The sequence below is a fragment of the Enterobacter cloacae complex sp. P27C genome (assembly GCF_014895705.1).
In the GTDB taxonomy this organism is placed as follows: domain Bacteria; phylum Pseudomonadota; class Gammaproteobacteria; order Enterobacterales; family Enterobacteriaceae; genus Enterobacter; species Enterobacter bugandensis.
In genome coordinates, this window is record NZ_JADBQB010000006.1 from 194,553 (window position 1) to 211,142 (window position 16,590).

A 16,590-nucleotide genomic window follows, 5' to 3' on the forward strand; every position below is an offset into this window, starting at 1 on the left:
GGCAAAGAAAGGATTACCCCAGGTCGGCCATCAGCACTTTCGAACGGCGCTGATAGTTGTACATCTCTTTCTTCGTTTCCGGCAGAGAATCAATATCCACCGGCGTGAACCCGCGCTCCTGGAACCAGTGAATGCTGCGCGTCGTCAGGACGAAAAGCTTGCTCAGCCCCATCTGACGCGCCTGTGCCGCCACGCGCTCAAGCAGCATTTCGCCGCGTGAAGAGCTGCGGTAATCCGGGTGCACCGCCACGCAGGCCATTTCTCCGATTTTCTCTTCCGGGAACGGATAGAGGGCGGCGCAGGCAATGGTCAGGTTATCGCGCTGGATAATGGTGAATTTGTCGATCTCCATCTCCAGCTGCTCGCGGGAGCGACGAACCAGAATACCCTGCTGTTCCAGCGGACGGATCAGCTCCAGAATGCCGCCGATATCGTTGATGGTCGCGCGGCGAATCTGCTCCGCACTTTCCATCACAATCTGGGTGCCAATACCGTCGCGGGAGAACAGCTCCTGCAGCAGAGCTCCGTCTTCCTGATAGCTGATCAGGTGACTACGGCGCACGCCGCTGCGGCAGGCCTTCACGGCGCCACGCAGGAAGCGGACGGTGCCGGAGTGGTAATCCCCTTCGGCTTCCAGCGCTTCAACGCGGGCCTGCGCTTCATTCGGGAAGAGTTCCGGCACAATCACCCCTTCATCGTTTACGACGCCCTGGGAGGAGCAAAACCCAATCATTTTTTCCGCCTTCAGCTTGATCGCCAGCTGGGTGGCAATCTCTTCGGACGTCAGGTTAAAGCTTTCACCGGTTACGGAAACCGCCACCGGCCCCATCAGGACAATGGCACCGCTGTCGAGCTGACGGTGAATGGCCTCTTCATCAATACGACGAATGCGGCCGCTGTGGCAGTAATCCACGCCATCGTCCACGCCGAGCGGCTGGGCAATGATAAAGTTGCCGCTCACGACGTTGATATGCGCGCCCTGTAGCGGCGTGTTGTTCAGGCTCATCGACAGGCGAGCGGTGATATCCAACTGCAGCAGACCCGCCGCCTGCTTCACCAGCTCCAGGGTTTTGGCATCCGTGACGCGGGTATGTTTGTGGTAAATCGGCTCGTGGTGGTGAGCGGCCAGGTTGGCGTCGATCTGCGGGCGCGCGCCATAGACCACCACCAGGCGGATCCCGAGGCTGTGCAGCAGGCCAATGTCATTGACGATGCTAGAAAAATTTTCATGCTCAATGGCTTCGCCGCCCAGCATGATGACAAACGTTTTTCCCCGGTGGGCGTTGATATAGGGAACAGAATGGCGGAATCCCTGGACCAGTTCGGTTCTACGTTCCTTCACCATGGCACAACCCTTAATGAATGTTTATTCGTAATTTATGTATTTTTATTCGATTGTGGGCGCGTGTGCAAGTGCAAATTTTCTGCGACCTACAGAAATTAATAAGTAATCCGTGCGTTAACGTATGATTGTTTACCCTTTTATAGATGACAGTTTATGCGTCATTCGTTAAAGTTTTCGGTCAATCTGCACTTATGTATATCAGTTTGTTTTCTTGCTCGGGAGAAGCATGTCGGGATCCAATTCAGCAATAAGCCGCCGCCGTTTGTTAAAAGGGGCCGGGGCAATGTGGTTGCTTAGCGTCAGCCAGGTCGGTCTTGCCGCCACGAGTCAGGTGGTGGCGGTGCGCGTCTGGCCGTCGTCGACCTATACGCGCGTGACGGTTGAATCCAATCGCGTGCTGAAATATAAGCAATTTGCCCTCAGCAACCCTGAACGCGTGGTGGTGGATCTCGAAGGGGTGAACCTCAACTCCGTGCTGAAAGGCATGGCGGCGCAGATCCGCGGTGACGATCCGTTTATTAAATCGGCGCGCGTCGGGCAGTTTGATCCGCAAACCGTGCGCATGGTGTTTGAGCTTAAGCAGAACGTTAAGCCGCAGCTGTTCGCCCTGGCGCCCGTCGCGACGTTTAAAGAGCGTCTGGTGATGGATCTTTACCCGGCGAATGCGACGGATATTCAGGATCCGCTTCTCGCCCTGCTGGAGGATTACAACAAAGGCGATCTTCAGCGTCAGGTGCCGCCTGCGCAAAGCGGCCCGCAGCCGGGGAAAGCAGGGCGCGATCGTCCGATTGTGATCATGCTCGATCCCGGCCACGGCGGCGAAGACTCCGGTGCGGTGGGGAAATACCATACGCGTGAAAAAGATGTGGTGCTGCAAATTGCCCGTCGTCTGAAGGCGTTAATTGATAAAGAGGGCAATATGCGCGCCTACATGACGCGCAATGAGGATGTCTTTATTCCGCTGAAGGTGAGGGTGGCGAAAGCGCAGAAGCAGCGTGCCGATCTGTTCGTCTCGATCCATGCGGATGCCTTTACCAGCCGCCAGCCGAGCGGCTCGTCGGTGTTTGCGCTCTCAACCAAGGGCGCGACCAGTACCGCGGCGCGATACCTTGCGGACACCCAGAACGCCTCGGACCTGATCGGTGGCGTGAGCAAAAGTGGCGACCGCTACGTCGACCACACCATGTTCGACATGGTGCAGTCCCTGACTATTAACGACAGCCTGAAGTTTGGTAAAGCGGTGCTGGGCAAGCTGGGGAACATCAATAAGCTGCACAAAAACAGCGTTGAGCAGGCCGGGTTTGCGGTGCTGAAGGCACCGGATATCCCGTCCATTCTTGTAGAAACCGCGTTTATCAGTAACGTTGAAGAAGAGCGTAAGCTCAAGACGGCAAAGTTCCAGCAGGAGGTGGCGGAGTCGATTCTGGCGGGGATACGGGCGTATTTCTCTGACGGGGCGACGCTGGCGCGGCGCGGGTAGGTTTTTAGCCGGGTGAAATGCCCGGCAAATTCACAAACGGCAGATACAAAAAAACACCCTTAAGGGTGTTTATTGTTTTTAGAAGTGTTGGTTGCGGGGGCCGGATTTGAACCGACGACCTTCGGGTTATGAGCCCGACGAGCTACCAGGCTGCTCCACCCCGCGTCCGTGGAAGCGCACTATACTCGGATAGGTTTGTGATGCAACCCCTTTTTCACATAAATCATTAACTTTGTATGTAAAGTGAACGGCATTGCGACATTTAGACTATTTTTTGCTCTGAATTTGCCAAAGGGCATGCGATCGCATTTCATTCGCTTTGTCGGTTTGTTATCTTCATCACGCGGAAATGGGCAACTTAAAGACGAGATATAATGAAAGGACGTTGGGCGAAGTATCTGATGGCGGGCGCAATGGTAGCGATTCTTGCGGCCTGTTCTTCCAAACCGACCGATCGCGGTCAGCAGTATAAAGACGGGAAGTTATCCCAGCCTTTCTCTTTAGTTAATCAGCCTGACGCCGTTGGCGCGCCGATCAACGCCGGTGATTTCTCCGAGCAGGTCTACCAGATCCGCAACGCGTCGCCGCGTCTGTATAGCGCACAGAACAATGTTTATAGCGCGGTACAGGACTGGCTGAAGGCGGGCGGCGATACGCGCAACATGCGCCAGTTTGGTATTGATGCCTGGCAAATGGAAGGGGCGGATAACTACGGCAACGTCCAGTTCACCGGCTATTACACGCCCGTGGTTCAGGCGCGACACACGCGCCAGGGCGAGTTCCAGTACCCTATCTACCGTATGCCGCCAAAACGCGGCCGTCTGCCGTCCCGCGCCGAAATCTACGCCGGTGCGCTGAGCGAAAACTACGTCCTGGCCTACAGCAACTCCCTGATGGATAATTTCATCATGGACGTGCAGGGCAGCGGCTACATTGATTTTGGCGACGGTTCACCGCTCAACTTCTTCAGCTATGCCGGGAAAAACGGCCATGCCTACCGCAGCATCGGTAAGGTGCTGATTGACCGCGGCGAAGTGAAAAAAGAAGATATGTCGATGCAGGCGATCCGCGAGTGGGGCGAAAAGCACAGTGAAGCCGAGGTGCGCGAGCTGCTGGAGCAGAACCCATCGTTCGTCTTCTTCAAGCCGCAAAACTTCGCCCCGGTGAAAGGGGCCAGCGCCGTGCCGCTGATTGGCCGCGCGTCGGTGGCATCGGATCGTTCTATCATTCCTGCGGGTACCACGCTGCTGGCGGAAGTCCCTCTGCTCGACAACAACGGCAAGTTCAACGGCAAATATGAGCTGCGTCTGATGGTAGCCCTGGATGTGGGCGGAGCGATTAAGGGACAGCACTTTGATATCTATCAGGGCATTGGCCCGGATGCTGGTCACCGTGCAGGCTGGTATAACCACTACGGACGCGTATGGGTGCTTAAGGCCGCGCCGGGCACCGGAAACGTATTCAGCGGCTGATTGTGGTATTCTGAGCGCAATACGGATTACTGTTCAGGGTGAGGAAAACCTCACCCTTTTTACATCTGAGGTTTTATGTCTGTGGTAATCAGCGATGCCTGGCGCCAGCGTTTTGGCGGCACGGCACGTCTCTATGGTGAAAAAGCCCTGCAGCTGTTTGCGGATGCGCACGTCTGCGTCGTGGGCATTGGCGGTGTCGGCTCCTGGGCGGCGGAAGCGCTGGCGAGAACCGGGATTGGCGCAATCACGCTGATTGATATGGATGACGTTTGTGTGACCAACACTAACCGTCAGATCCACGCCCTGCGTGATAACGTCGGTCTGGCGAAGTCCGAGGTGATGGCGGAGCGCATTCGCCTCATCAATCCGGAGTGTCGGGTGACGGTGATCGACGACTTTGTGACGGCAGATAACGTCGCGGAGTACATGAGCAAAGGCTACAGCTATGTGATTGACGCCATCGACAGCGTGCGGCCTAAAGCGGCGCTGATCGCATACTGCCGTCGTTACAAGGTGCCGCTGGTCACGACCGGCGGCGCGGGCGGGCAAATCGATCCCACGCAGATCCAGGTGGCCGATCTGGCGAAAACCATTCAGGATCCGCTGGCTGCCAAGCTGCGTGAACGCCTGAAGAGCGACTTCAATGTGGTGAAGAACAGCAAGGGCAAGCTGGGCGTCGACTGCGTGTTCTCCACCGAAGCGCTGGTCTACCCGCAGGCGGATGGTTCAGTTTGTGCGATGAAAAGCACGGCGGAAGGGCCAAAACGCATGGACTGCGCGTCAGGCTTTGGGGCGGCCACCATGGTAACCGCCTCTTTTGGCTTTGTGGCGGTCTCTCACGCCCTGAAGAAGATGATGGCGAAGGCGGAACGTCAGGCCTGAGCCTGACGTGCGGCGTCCAGCACCGCGTCGCTGAGCGCGATCAGGCCCTGACCGCGCGAGGCGCTAAGCTGCGCGCGCAGCCCCAGCTCGTCGAACAGCGCCAGCGGCGAGTGCGTTAACAATTCCGCCGCGCTTTTCCCCTCAATGGCGGTTAACAGGACCGCCAGCAGGCCCCGGACGATGCGCCCTTCGCTGTCGCCGAAGAAATGCAGCTTCTCGCCGGAGACGCTCACGCCCAGCCAGACGCGGTTTTCACAGCCCGCAATCTCTTTCGCCTGCGCTTTAAGATCGTCGGAAAGAGCTGGGAGCTGTTTACCCAGCAGGATCAGCTGACGATATTTATCTTCCCACTGCTGGAGCGGGGCGAAGGTCTGTTTTAAGGTCTCTTCAGTGATGACCGTGCCAAACGGATGTCCGGCTAAAGCAGCGCTAGTCATTAATCCACCAGTATTTCAAGGGCGCGGTCAACGGCGCTAACCAGCGCGTCGACATCGCTTTGGGTATTATACGGCGCAAACGAGGCGCGCAGCGTACCGCTTACGCCGAGCGCCGCCAGCAGCGGCTGGGCGCAGTGCTGTCCGGCGCGCAGGGCAATGCCGTACCCGGCCAGCAGCGTCACCATATCGCTATGATGCACACCAGCAAAATCAAAGGCGAGCAGGCTGGAATCCTGAACGCGGAACGAGCGGAAACCCGGGCGTTTTTTCAGTTCTTCCTCAGCCAGCGTCGCCAGCCCTCGGCTCCAGCTTTCCGCCTGAACCACGTCCGTTTCCGCCAGCCATTCAAGTGCGGCGCTGAGGCCGATGACCCCGGCCACGTTCGGCGTGCCCGCTTCCAGACGGTAAGGCACCTCCTGCGTTTTAAAACCGTCGAAGGTCACCTCGGTAATCATTTTGCCGCCGCCGAGCCACGGCGTCATTTTTGCCAGCAGTTCTGGCTTACCGTACAGCGCGCCAATCCCGGTTGGCCCGTAGAGTTTGTGCCCGGAGAAGGCATAGAAGTCGATATCCAGCGCCTGCACATCAGCGGGGAAATGAACCACGCCCTGAGCACCGTCGACCATCACCACCACGCCGCTGGCATGGGCAATCTCAATGGCGCGAGCCAGATCCGGACAGCCGCCGGTGACGTTGGACATCTGCCCCAGCGCCAGAATACGGCTGCGGGGGGTAATCAGCTCAGGGAGACGGGCCACGTCAGGCAGAAAGTCTGCACTCAACGGGAGCTTAATAACGCGCGCGCCCGTTTGCTCAGCCACCATCAGCCACGGCACCATGTTAGCGTGGTGCTCTGCTTCGCTGACAATGATTTCGTCCCCTGGCTGCAGCAGCGGGCGGGCATAGCTCTGGGCCACCATATTGATGGCTTCAGTCGTACCGCGCGTCCAGACGATATTTTTCCCGCTTTCGGCATTGATCAGGCGTGCAACCTGATCGCGTGCGGCTTCATAGCGCGCGGTCAGGCGCTGCGCTTCGGCAAACTGGCTGCGATGTACGTTGCCGGCGCTCAGGCTGTAGAACTGCTGCGTGGCCTCGATCACCGCCTGGGGCTTCAGGGCCGTGGCGGCGCTATCAAGATAAATACCGGCATCGGCCAGCGCCGGAAACTGTGCGCGAAACTGCGCAGGACTGAAAGCGTTCATGGAATTCCTCGTGTCGATAGAGAGATCGTCGCGCAATTTCAGCGGCAGGGCAAGGAAGTTGATATCTATCAGATTTGTCTGCTTATCCTGGCGACCTCGAAAAAGCAGGTTATGCTAAATAGTGTTAGGCGGATGTTTTAGCCTGTTATAAATCGAGGTTTGAATAGCATTAATTGCTAAAGGAGAATAATCATGAATAAGACAGCTGCAATCATTTCTGCCTGTGCGTTTACTTTTGCCCTGAGCGCCTGTTCTGGTAACAACTACGTGATGCACACAAACGATGGTCGTTCTATCGTTTCGGAAGGGAAACCGACTACCGATAACGATACCGGGATGATTTCGTACAAAGATGCTAACGGGAACAAGCAGCAGATCAACCGCACGGACGTGAAAGAGATGAAAGAGATCGAGCATTAACCGATCGCAGGCGAAAAAAAAGCACCGCAAATTGGCGGTGCTACATTAATCACTATGGACAGACAGGGTAAATGTACAGGAAGTGAAAAATTGGTAGCGTTGCTACCGTGGTCTGAATCGCAGACCAATTGCAAACACAACAACACAACATCACAACCGTAAGCCAAAAGCCCTTCAGAACACGCATTCCGAAAAAAGCTCTTCGTTCCGGCTCAGGAAGTGCCGCCACTATAGGTATTTGCTGGTAGTTCCTCAACGGACAAATTATAATGGCTCAGATAAAAAAAACTAATAGGTTAAACGTTGTTTCCTGTTTGTTAAATTCCGTTAACATCTAAGCCAGATAACCATGTCAAAGCGATTGCCACCCCTTAATGCATTACGCGTTTTTGATGCAGCAGCACGTCACCTGAGCTTCACCCGTGCGGCAGATGAGCTTTTTGTGACACAGGCCGCAGTAAGTCACCAAATCAAGTCCCTGGAGGATTTCCTGGGCCTTAAGCTGTTCCGCCGACGCAATCGTTCCTTGCTGCTGACCGAAGAGGGGCAGAGCTATTTTCAGGATATTAAAGAGATTTTTTCCCAGCTCACGGAAGCCACGCGTAAGCTGCAGGCCCGCAGTGCAAAAGGTGCCCTGACTGTTAGTTTATTGCCCAGTTTTGCCATTCAGTGGTTGGTGCCTAGACTCTCAAGCTTTAACTCAGCTTATCCGGGGATCGACGTTCGAATCCAGGCGGTGGATCGTCAGGAAGACAAGCTGGCCGATGATGTGGATGTCGCCATTTTTTATGGTCGCGGCAACTGGCCGGGCTTGCGTGTCGAGAAATTATACGCAGAATATCTGCTGCCGGTCTGTTCGCCTCTGCTTTTAACAGGCGACAAGGCGCTGAAAACACCCGCTGACCTGGCGCAGCATACGCTTTTACATGATGCCTCTCGCCGCGACTGGCAAACTTATACCCGTCAATTAGGTCTTAGTCATATAAACGTGCAGCAGGGCCCCATTTTTAGCCATAGTGCGATGGTGCTACAGGCTGCCATTCACGGACAGGGCGTGGCGTTGGCGAACAACGTGATGGCGCAGTCCGAAATTGAGGCAGGCCGTCTGGTTTGCCCTTTTAATGATGTACTGGTCAGCAAGAATGCATTTTATCTGGTTTGTCATGACAGTCAGGCAGAACTGGGTAAAATAGCCGCCTTCCGGCAGTGGATACTGGCGAAAGCGGCAAGCGAGCAAGAAAAATTCCGCTTCAGGTATGAACAATAACGTTTGTGTGCCGGGCACGCATTAATTCAGGACTTAAACATGACCAGCCGATTCATGCTGATTTTTGCCGCGGTGAGTGGCTTTATTTTTGTTGCACTGGGCGCCTTTGGCGCGCACGTATTGAGCAAGTCTTTGGGCGCCGTCGAGATGGGCTGGATCCAGACCGGCCTTGAATACCAGGCGTTTCATACGCTGGCTATTTTTGGGCTGGCGGTAGCGATGCAGCGCCGGATAAGCATCTGGTTTTACTGGAGTAGCGTATTTATGGCGCTGGGTACCGTGCTGTTTAGCGGCAGCCTTTACTGTCTGGCCCTCTCGCATTTGCGCCTGTGGGCTTTTGTTACACCTGTCGGCGGCGTGAGCTTCCTGGCGGGTTGGGTATTAATGTTTATCGGAGCTATCCGTCTGAAACGCAAGGGCGTTGTTCATGAATAAGGTTGTTTTATATTGTCGCCCGGGGTTTGAGAAAGAGTGCGCCGCGGAAATTACCGATAAAGCGGCGAAGCGCGAAGTCTTCGGCTTTGCTCGCGTAAAAGAAAATGCGGGCTATGTGGTATTCGAATGTTATCAGCCTGAAGACGCCGATAAGCTGGCGCGCGAGCTGCCGTTCAGCTCGCTGATCTTCGCCCGCCAGATGTTCGTCGCGGGTGAGTTGCTGAAAGATCTTCCGCCGGAAGATCGCATCACGCCGATTGTGGGCATGCTGCAGGGCGTGGTGGAGAAGGGCGGCGACCTGCGCGTTGAGGTTGCCGATACCAACGAAAGCAAAGAGCTGATGAAGTTTTGCCGTAAGTTCACCGTGCCGCTGCGCGCAGCGCTGCGTGACGCGGGCATACTGACAAACTACGAAACGCCGAAGCGTCCGGTGGTGCATATCTTCTTTATCGCACCGGGCTGCTGCTATGCGGGCTATTCGTACACCAATAACAATTCGCCATTCTTTATGGGCATCCCGCGCCTGAAGTTCCCGGCAGATGCGCCGAGCCGTTCAACCCTGAAGCTGGAAGAGGCGTTTCACGTCTTTATCCCGGCAGATGAGTGGGACGAGCGTCTGGCTAACGGCATGTATGCCGTCGACCTTGGCGCGTGCCCGGGCGGCTGGACCTATCAGCTGGTGAAACGCAACATGTGGGTGTCGTCTGTGGATAACGGTCCAATGGCGCAAAGCCTGATGGACACAGGGCAGGTCACCTGGCTGCGAGAAGACGGTTTCCGCTATCGCCCAACCCGCAACAACATCTCGTGGATGGTGTGCGACATGGTGGAGAAGCCGGCGAAAGTGGCCGCGCTGATGGCCTCCTGGCTGGTGAACGGCTGGTGCCGTGAGACCATTTTCAACCTCAAGCTGCCGATGAAAAAGCGCTACGAGGAGGTATCCCAGAACCTGGCCTATATTCAGGCACAGCTGGATGAGCACGGTATTAACGTGGAGATCCAGGCGCGTCAGTTGTACCACGACCGCGAAGAGGTAACGGTACACATCCGTCGCTGGTGGGCGGCTGTAGGCGGACGTCGCGACGAGCGATAGTGCGTGCTTTGTTTTGCCCGGTGGCGCTGCGCTTACCGGGCCTACAAAACCGTGTTGACGTTTTAACGTTCTAACCGCAACTGCTGTAAATTCCCGTCCAGCTGTAAATCTGTCTGTAGCGTCGCCACCTCGCGGCAGATAAACGCCATCTCTTTATGCGCCTCCAGCTTCTTGCGCCACTTTTCTGGCACCTCATCCAGACGGGCGTAAATCCCTTCCAGACTCTGAAAATCGGTCAGCAACTGGGCGGCGCTCTTTGGTCCAATACCGGCGACACCCGGAACCTTAGAGCTGCTGATGCCTGCCAGACCCCAATAATCCGGCAGTTGCTCAGGCAAGACGCCGAACTCGCTGGCAATAAACGGCGCGTCCAGCCAGCGTTTTTGAAAATAGTCGCGAATGCGGATAGTTGGGGAGAGCAGCTGGCAGTAGCCTTTGTCAGTTGAAACGATAGTGGCCTGATGCCCGGCACTTGCCACTTTTACGGCCAGGGTGGCCGCGAGATCGTCGGCTTCATTGCCCTGTGCACCCCAGCAGGGGACGCCACGCTGCTCAAAGGCGGCACGCAGAGCGGGCATTTCGGCATGCAGATCGTCCGGCATCGGTGCGCGTCCGGCTTTGTAGTCGGGCAAGCGCTGATGTCGCCAGCCGCTGTTGCGCGCTTCGTCATCAAACACGGCCACGACGTGCGTCGGCTCGCTGTGGCGAATAAGCTGCTCCAGCGCGTGCAGGCAGGTGTCCTTGCAGGGCGTGCCTTGTACCGCATGGATTCGGCGAATCAGATTGAGCGCGTCGACGATAAGCAAATGAACAGCCACAGATATTCTCCCTTAAATCTAATGGGTAAAGGGTATCACTGTCGGCAGGATGAAACGAATAGCGTGAGGGAAAACAGGAAGAAGCCTCGCAAAACGAGGCTTCCTGAGAGGCTTAATCGCAGGTTACGATCTTCATCGCCAGGCCGCCGCGAGAGGTTTCGCGGTATTTGGCGTTCATATCTTTACCGGTTTCGTACATGGTTTCGATAACTTTATCGAGACAGACGCGCGGCTCACTGGTGCGGCGCAGCGCCATACGCGCCGCGTTCACCGCTTTGACGGAGGCGATGGCGTTACGCTCGATGCACGGCACCTGTACCTGTCCGGCAACCGGATCGCAGGTTAGCCCCAGGTTATGTTCCATGCCGATTTCCGCAGCGATGCAGACCTGCGCCGGGCTTGCGCCCAACAGTTCCGCCAGGCCCGCTGCCGCCATGGAGCATGCCACGCCGACTTCGCCCTGACAGCCTACTTCCGCACCGGAAATGGAGGCGTTCATCTTGTACAGAGAACCAATCGCGCTGGCGACCAGCAGGTAGCGTGCCAGGGAGTTAGCGTTCACTTCACGGATAAACTTGTCGTAGTACGCCAGCACGGCCGGAACGATACCGCAGGCACCGTTGGTTGGCGCCGTGACGACGCGGCCCCCAGCGGCGTTCTCTTCGTTCACCGCCAGGGCGAACATGTTGATCCAGTCGACGACGGCCATCGGGTCCGTTGTCGTTTTGTCGGTGCTTACCAGCATACGGCGCAGCGCCGCCGCACGACGCGGTACGCGAAGCTTGCCCGGCAGAACGCCTTCGGTGGTGATCCCGCGCTCAATGCCGCCGCGCATCACTTCCCAGACGCTAGCGAAGTGCTGTTCCAGCTCCTCTTTGCTGTGAAGGGCCAGCTCGTTTTTCATCATCAGGCCGGAGAGGGAAAGCCCCGTCTCCTGGCAGTGGCGCTGGAGATCTGCCGCGGTTTTGTACGGATACGGCACCTCAACAGAAGAGGTGGTGGTTTGACCAAAGTGGTCTTCGTCGACGATAAAGCCGCCGCCGATGGAGTAATACGTCTGGCTGTAAACCGCTTTGTCGCCGGCCAGCGCGGTAATGCGCATGCCGTTTTCGTGCAGCGACAGGTTGTCCGCATGGAAATTCATGCAGTGGTCAACCGGGAATTCAACCTCATGCTCACCGTTTGCCAGCAGCAAACGACCGTGGGTGTTCACGTCCTGGATGAAGCCAGGGATCGCGTCAATATCAACGGTATCCGGCAGATTTCCCGCCAGACCCATGATAATGGCGATATCGGTATGGTGGCCTTTCCCGGTCAGGGAAAGCGAGCCGTACACATCGACAACCACGCGGGTGATGTCGTGCAGAATGCCGCGTGCAATCAAGTCATCCGTGAACTGCTTACCGGCTTTCATTGGTCCGACGGTGTGAGAGCTGGAAGGACCAATACCGATTTTGAAAATATCGAATACGCTAATCATGATGCGTCCATTGCTTTCAGTCAGAGGGGGAGGAGTGCGCCGCCCGAAGGCGGCGCGGGCGTTCATCAGAACATGGTGTACAGGGAGTAGAAGATCGCAGAGATAGCGATAAGGCCCATGATAACCACAAACACGTTGCTGACCTGGCCGCTGTACTTGCGCATGGCAGGCACTTTCTGAATAGCGTACATCGGCATCAGGAACAGAATCATCGCGATAACCGGGCCACCCAGGGTTTCAATCATGCCCAGGATGCTTGGGTTCAGGGTCGCTACCGCCCAGGTGGTGAGCAGCATGAACAGTGCAGTGATTTTGTTCAGCTTGTTGATTTCAATGCTCTTGCCTTTACCGCGCAGAGATTTAATCACCATACCGTTGAAGCCTTCACGCGCGCCCAGGTAGTGGCCCAGGAAGGATTTGGTGATGGCGATCATCGCGATGATCGGTGCCATCCACGCAATCAGCGGTGCGTTAAAGTGGTTCGCCAGGTAAGACAGAATAGAGATGTTCTGTTCTTTCGCTGCCGCCAGGTCCGCCGGGGAGAGGCTCAGTACGCAGCTGAAGACGAAGAACATCACGGTCAGCACCATCATCACGTGAGCGCGGGCCAGGATGCTGGAGCACTTCTTCTCTGCACCATTACCGTACTCTTCGCGTTTCGCCACGGCGAAAGAGGAGATGATTGGGGAGTGGTTGAAGGAGAAGACCATTACCGGGATCGCCAGCCACAGGGTCATCAGCAGGCCGTTACCGGTCGCAGACGCGCTGCTCAGGGACAGGGTTTCCAGCGCTGCACCGTTCCACTGTGGGATCAGGTAGCAGGCCAGCAGCATCAGCGCAGCCACAAACGGGAAGACCAGCACGCTCATGGCCTTAACAATCATCTGCTCGCCGAAGCGCACGATGGTCATCATGCCGACGATCAGGATCAGAGACAGAATGGCACGCGGTGGCGGCGTCATGTGCAGCTGGTGCGTCATGAAGCTTTCAACGGTGTTGGTGATCGCCACGCTGTAGACGAGCAGGATTGGGTAAATCGCGAAGAAGTAGAGCAGGGTAATCAGTTTACCTGCGCCAACGCCGAAATGTTCTTCAACCACTTCGGTGATGTCTTCGCCCGGGTTTTTACCGGACAGCACGAAGCGGGTCAGACCGCGGTGTGCGAAGTAGGTCATCGGGAAGGCGATGATGGCCATGATGATCAGCGGAATCAGACCGCCGACGCCTGCGTTGATAGGAAGGAACAGTACACCAGCGCCGATTGCCGTGCCGTAAAGGCCCAGCATCCACATGGTATCCGTTTTGCGCCAACCACTTCGGGATTCAATCGAAGCAACGGTGCTGGTTTGAGTGGTTTCCATCTGTATCTCCTGGAGGAAGCAAATTGTCAGGTTTTTAGTCAAATCCGATGAAAAAGTGCCTGACGGTAATATGAAATTCGTTCAGTGACGGTTTTTTAATAATTTTCGCCCGTAACTATTGGCGGGCGGAAAGATACATTCTCGTTATGAATCTATCAGTGATCGCGATCCCAAATGCAATAATCCACTTATGATGTGGGCATCTTTAGACCATTTATCTGTTAAAAAAACGTCAAATAGAATTTACGGGCGCGAAGGCTACCACCAACGACATGTGGGCTAAAAGAGCGGCCCGCAATATAGGTGTCTTCCGCTGTAAAGATATGGGTTTTTAGGATTTTCTTGCGGGTAATTTAGTTTAAGGCTGATAAATTACGGTTGTTAAATGGAGGTAATCGATTGCGTTCGCCGTAAGTTTGTTTAAGTTATAAGTGAGGCCTATGAATTGATTCGCTAATAAAAAAGCCGGGACCCGCTACAGGGTGCCCCGGCTTTGAGAAGAAGAAACTGAGCGTTACGTGCAGATTTCGTAGCACGGAATGTAGGCTGAACCCGGCAACTTCATGCGGTGTTGAGCCACAAAGCCCTGAAGCATGTCGTCCATACGGCGCATCATCTCCGGGTCGCCGTGGATCTTGTACGGACCATACTGCTCAATCGCGCGGATGCCCATCTCCTTCACGTTGCCCGCCACAATCCCGGAGAAGGCGCGACGCAGGTCGGCGGCCAGCACTTCCACCGGCTGGTCCGGGTAGAGTTTCAGGTTCGCCATATTTTCATGGGTCGGCTCGAACGGGATCTGCAGGTCAGGCGCAATACGGATTGACCAGTTAAAGCTGTACGCATCACCGGTATCACGACGATTCTCTTTCACCAGCGGCATCGCTTTTTTCATCTGGCGCGCCACTTCCGCCGCGTCATCAATGATGATGCGATAGTGACGACGCGCGGCTTCTCCCAGCGTATGCACGATAAACTCGTCCAGCACGCGGAAGTAGTCGGCGCTCTCTTTCGGACCGGTCAGGATCAGTGGCAGTACCTGATCTTTGTTGGCCGGGTTCATCAGAATCCCCAGCAGATAGAGCAGCTCTTCCGCCGTTCCCACGCCGCCCGGGAAGATGATAATCCCGTGAGCGATACGAACAAACGCCTCAAGACGCTTCTCGATATCCGGCATGATAATCAGCTCATTGACCAGCGGGTTAGGCGGCTCAGCGGCGATGATTGACGGCTCGGTCATGCCGATAAACCGCCCCTCTTTGTAACGCTGCTGCGCATGACCCACGGCTGCACCTTTCATTGGTGCTTCCATTGCACCCGGACCACAGCCGGTACAGATATTCAGCTCGCGCAGGCCAAGCTGTGTTCCGACCCGACGGGCATAGAGATATTCGGTTTCGTTAATCGAGTGGCCGCCCCAGCAGACGACCATGTTTGGTGCTTCGCCAACGTGCAGGGCGCGGGCGTTGCGCAGAATAGAGAACACCAGGTTGGTGATATGAACGGAGCTTTCCAGGTCGAGATGCTGGAAGCGGCCCGCGTTGTGAATCTGCCCGTTAACAAACAGGATGTCGCGCAGGACGGCAAACAGGTTGGCCTGAAGAGAACGAATGATACGTCCGTCGACAAAGGCCTCTTCCGGCGGGTTGATCACTTCCAGTTTCACGCCACGCTCGCGGCGCAGCACGTTAATATCAAAGCTTTCGAAGCGGGACAGCAGTTCTTTACTGTTATCTGTCAGGCTTCCGGAGTTCAGTACGGCAAGTGAACAGTTACGAAACAGTTGATAAAGATCGCTGCTGGCCGTGCGTTTAAGCATGTCCACTTCCAGCTGCGACAACATATCCATTGAGCCAAGCGGGCTAATATGTGTAATCAAGTGAGCTCCTTATGGGACGATTATCGTCATTCCCTTTGATTACAATAGCCCTGGCGCGTGACGTTTCACAACACTTCGGCGGAATACCGCACGCATATTGTGAAAATATTTATATTATTGACGCACCAGCCGGCCCGTTGCCGGCACAAAATCGGTGTTAGTGCGCCACGGGTTAATGTCCAGCCCGCCACGGCGGGTATAGCGCGCGTAAACGCTAAGTTTCTCCGGCTGGCAGAAACGCTGAATATCGTTAAAAATACGCTCCACGCACTGCTCGTGAAATTCGTTGTGATGGCGGAACGACACCAGATAGCGCAGCAGTTTCTCCCGGTCAATTTTCGGGCCGCGGTACTGGATCTGCACCGAACCCCAGTCCGGCTGGTGGGTAATCAGGCAGTTGGACTTCAGCAAATGGCTGACCAGCGTCTCTTCAACCACTTTTTCGCCCGCCGCGTTTTCGAGGTAATCGGCGCTGAATTCATAATTCTCCACCTCGATGTCCTGCTCGTCGATGCAGGTCCCGTGGAAGTGGGCAATGGGCTGTCCTTCCAGCTCGTGCAGGCGGTATAACGAGACGGACACGTTCCCCTGCGCGCAGGCGGCTAAATCCCGCTCCAGCGTTTGCTGAACCTCGTCCCAGCTGTTGAATCGGGTCTGGTTGAAGCTGTTGAGATAGAGCTTAAAGCTTTTGGATTCCACCAGGTTCACGCTGGCATAGTCCAGCTCAACGTGGCCCACGGCCACCTGCGGCAAACCGCGCGCGTTAAGCCAGGAGAGTTCGTACAGCGTCCAGATATCGCCGCCGACAAACGGCAACGCGTCCGCATGCAGTCCAAGAGGATCGCGGTTCAGGCTGCGCGGCACGCCCTGCAGCAGGCTTGCATCGTAGGTATCGCGGTAATCGGTCGATTTACCCAGCGTTAGGCCGGTTAACGCCTGATGATTTTCGTAAGACATGTTTCATAGCCACTTTACAGGTACACTTATGGGCAGAGTTTATCCTGTCTTACAAGAAG

General features: G+C 55.9%; 15 protein-coding genes and 1 tRNA gene. 7 read left to right on the forward strand and 9 right to left on the reverse strand.

The window, feature by feature from the left end:
- Positions 1-13: 13 nt before the first annotated feature.
- Positions 14-1,345: an amino-acid N-acetyltransferase gene (argA, locus tag IM291_RS14185; RefSeq protein WP_014885072.1), complete on the reverse strand. Its 1,332-nt coding sequence runs from the start codon at positions 1,343-1,345 to the stop codon at positions 14-16.
- A 226-nt stretch (positions 1,346-1,571) separates the two neighbouring features.
- Between argA and amiC the strand changes: the two genes are divergently transcribed.
- Positions 1,572-2,825, forward strand: a complete 1,254-nt coding sequence (amiC, locus tag IM291_RS14190; protein ID WP_014885071.1) for an N-acetylmuramoyl-L-alanine amidase AmiC — start codon at positions 1,572-1,574, stop codon at positions 2,823-2,825.
- A gap of 88 nt (positions 2,826-2,913) precedes the next feature.
- Here the strand turns inward: amiC and IM291_RS14195 are convergent.
- Positions 2,914-2,990 (reverse strand) — tRNA-Met (locus tag IM291_RS14195).
- A gap of 209 nt (positions 2,991-3,199) precedes the next feature.
- On the opposite strand from IM291_RS14195, the gene mltA reads away from it, so the two are divergent.
- Positions 3,200-4,297 (forward strand): murein transglycosylase A, encoded by a 1,098-nt coding sequence (gene mltA, locus IM291_RS14200; RefSeq protein WP_045261324.1) that lies wholly within the window; start codon positions 3,200-3,202, stop codon positions 4,295-4,297.
- A 75-nt stretch (positions 4,298-4,372) separates the two neighbouring features.
- Complete coding sequence (gene tcdA, locus IM291_RS14205) at positions 4,373-5,179, forward strand: tRNA cyclic N6-threonylcarbamoyladenosine(37) synthase TcdA (protein ID WP_006811804.1); 807 nt, start codon at positions 4,373-4,375, stop codon at positions 5,177-5,179.
- Here the strand turns inward: tcdA and csdE are convergent.
- Entirely contained in the window at positions 5,170-5,616 is a 447-nt protein-coding gene (csdE, locus tag IM291_RS14210) for a cysteine desulfurase sulfur acceptor subunit CsdE (protein WP_047364461.1), read from the reverse strand. The two genes, tcdA and csdE, sit on opposite strands and share 10 nt — an antisense overlap.
- Entirely contained in the window at positions 5,616-6,821 is a 1,206-nt protein-coding gene (csdA, locus tag IM291_RS14215) for a cysteine desulfurase CsdA (protein ID WP_192971670.1), read from the reverse strand. The genes csdE and csdA overlap by 1 nt, the downstream gene beginning before the upstream one ends.
- Positions 6,822-7,013: 192 nt before the next feature.
- Here csdA and IM291_RS14220 point away from each other — a divergent pair, with 192 nt between their 5' ends.
- From IM291_RS14220 to rlmM, 4 genes are all read left to right on the forward strand, one after another.
- Entirely contained in the window at positions 7,014-7,241 is a 228-nt protein-coding gene (locus IM291_RS14220; RefSeq protein WP_008499648.1) for a YgdI/YgdR family lipoprotein, read from the forward strand.
- A gap of 349 nt (positions 7,242-7,590) precedes the next feature.
- Positions 7,591-8,508, forward strand: a complete 918-nt coding sequence (gene gcvA, locus IM291_RS14225) for a glycine cleavage system transcriptional regulator GcvA (RefSeq protein WP_014885066.1) — start codon at positions 7,591-7,593, stop codon at positions 8,506-8,508.
- Between the two features lie 39 nt (positions 8,509-8,547).
- A complete protein-coding gene (locus tag IM291_RS14230) occupies positions 8,548-8,943 on the forward strand; it encodes a DUF423 domain-containing protein (protein WP_028014272.1) in 396 nt (131 codons plus the stop codon).
- A complete protein-coding gene (gene rlmM / locus IM291_RS14235; RefSeq protein ID WP_028014271.1) occupies positions 8,936-10,036 on the forward strand; it encodes a 23S rRNA (cytidine(2498)-2'-O)-methyltransferase RlmM in 1,101 nt (366 codons plus the stop codon). Before IM291_RS14230 ends, rlmM begins: the two co-directional genes overlap by 8 nt.
- A 62-nt stretch (positions 10,037-10,098) precedes the next feature.
- Here the strand turns inward: rlmM and xni are convergent, their stop codons facing one another.
- From xni to queF, 5 genes are all read right to left on the reverse strand, one after another.
- Positions 10,099-10,854 carry a flap endonuclease Xni gene (xni, locus tag IM291_RS14240; protein WP_028014270.1) on the reverse strand — a complete coding sequence of 252 codons (756 nt, stop codon included), beginning with the start codon at positions 10,852-10,854 and terminating at the stop codon, positions 10,099-10,101.
- 112 nt (positions 10,855-10,966) lie between these two features.
- Positions 10,967-12,334, reverse strand: a complete 1,368-nt coding sequence (sdaB, locus tag IM291_RS14245; RefSeq protein ID WP_028014269.1) for an L-serine ammonia-lyase II — start codon at positions 12,332-12,334, stop codon at positions 10,967-10,969.
- 65 nt (positions 12,335-12,399) lie between these two features.
- A complete protein-coding gene (locus IM291_RS14250) occupies positions 12,400-13,695 on the reverse strand; it encodes an HAAAP family serine/threonine permease (RefSeq protein ID WP_028014268.1) in 1,296 nt (431 codons plus the stop codon).
- 514 nt (positions 13,696-14,209) lie between these two features.
- On the reverse strand, positions 14,210-15,574 hold the full coding sequence (gene ppnN / locus IM291_RS14255) for a nucleotide 5'-monophosphate nucleosidase PpnN (protein WP_023309027.1): 1,365 nt from the start codon (positions 15,572-15,574) through the stop codon (positions 14,210-14,212).
- 114 nt (positions 15,575-15,688) lie between these two features.
- On the reverse strand, positions 15,689-16,531 hold the full coding sequence (gene queF, locus IM291_RS14260) for an NADPH-dependent 7-cyano-7-deazaguanine reductase QueF (RefSeq protein WP_192987134.1): 843 nt from the start codon (positions 16,529-16,531) through the stop codon (positions 15,689-15,691).
- Between the last annotated feature and the right edge of the window lie 59 nt (positions 16,532-16,590).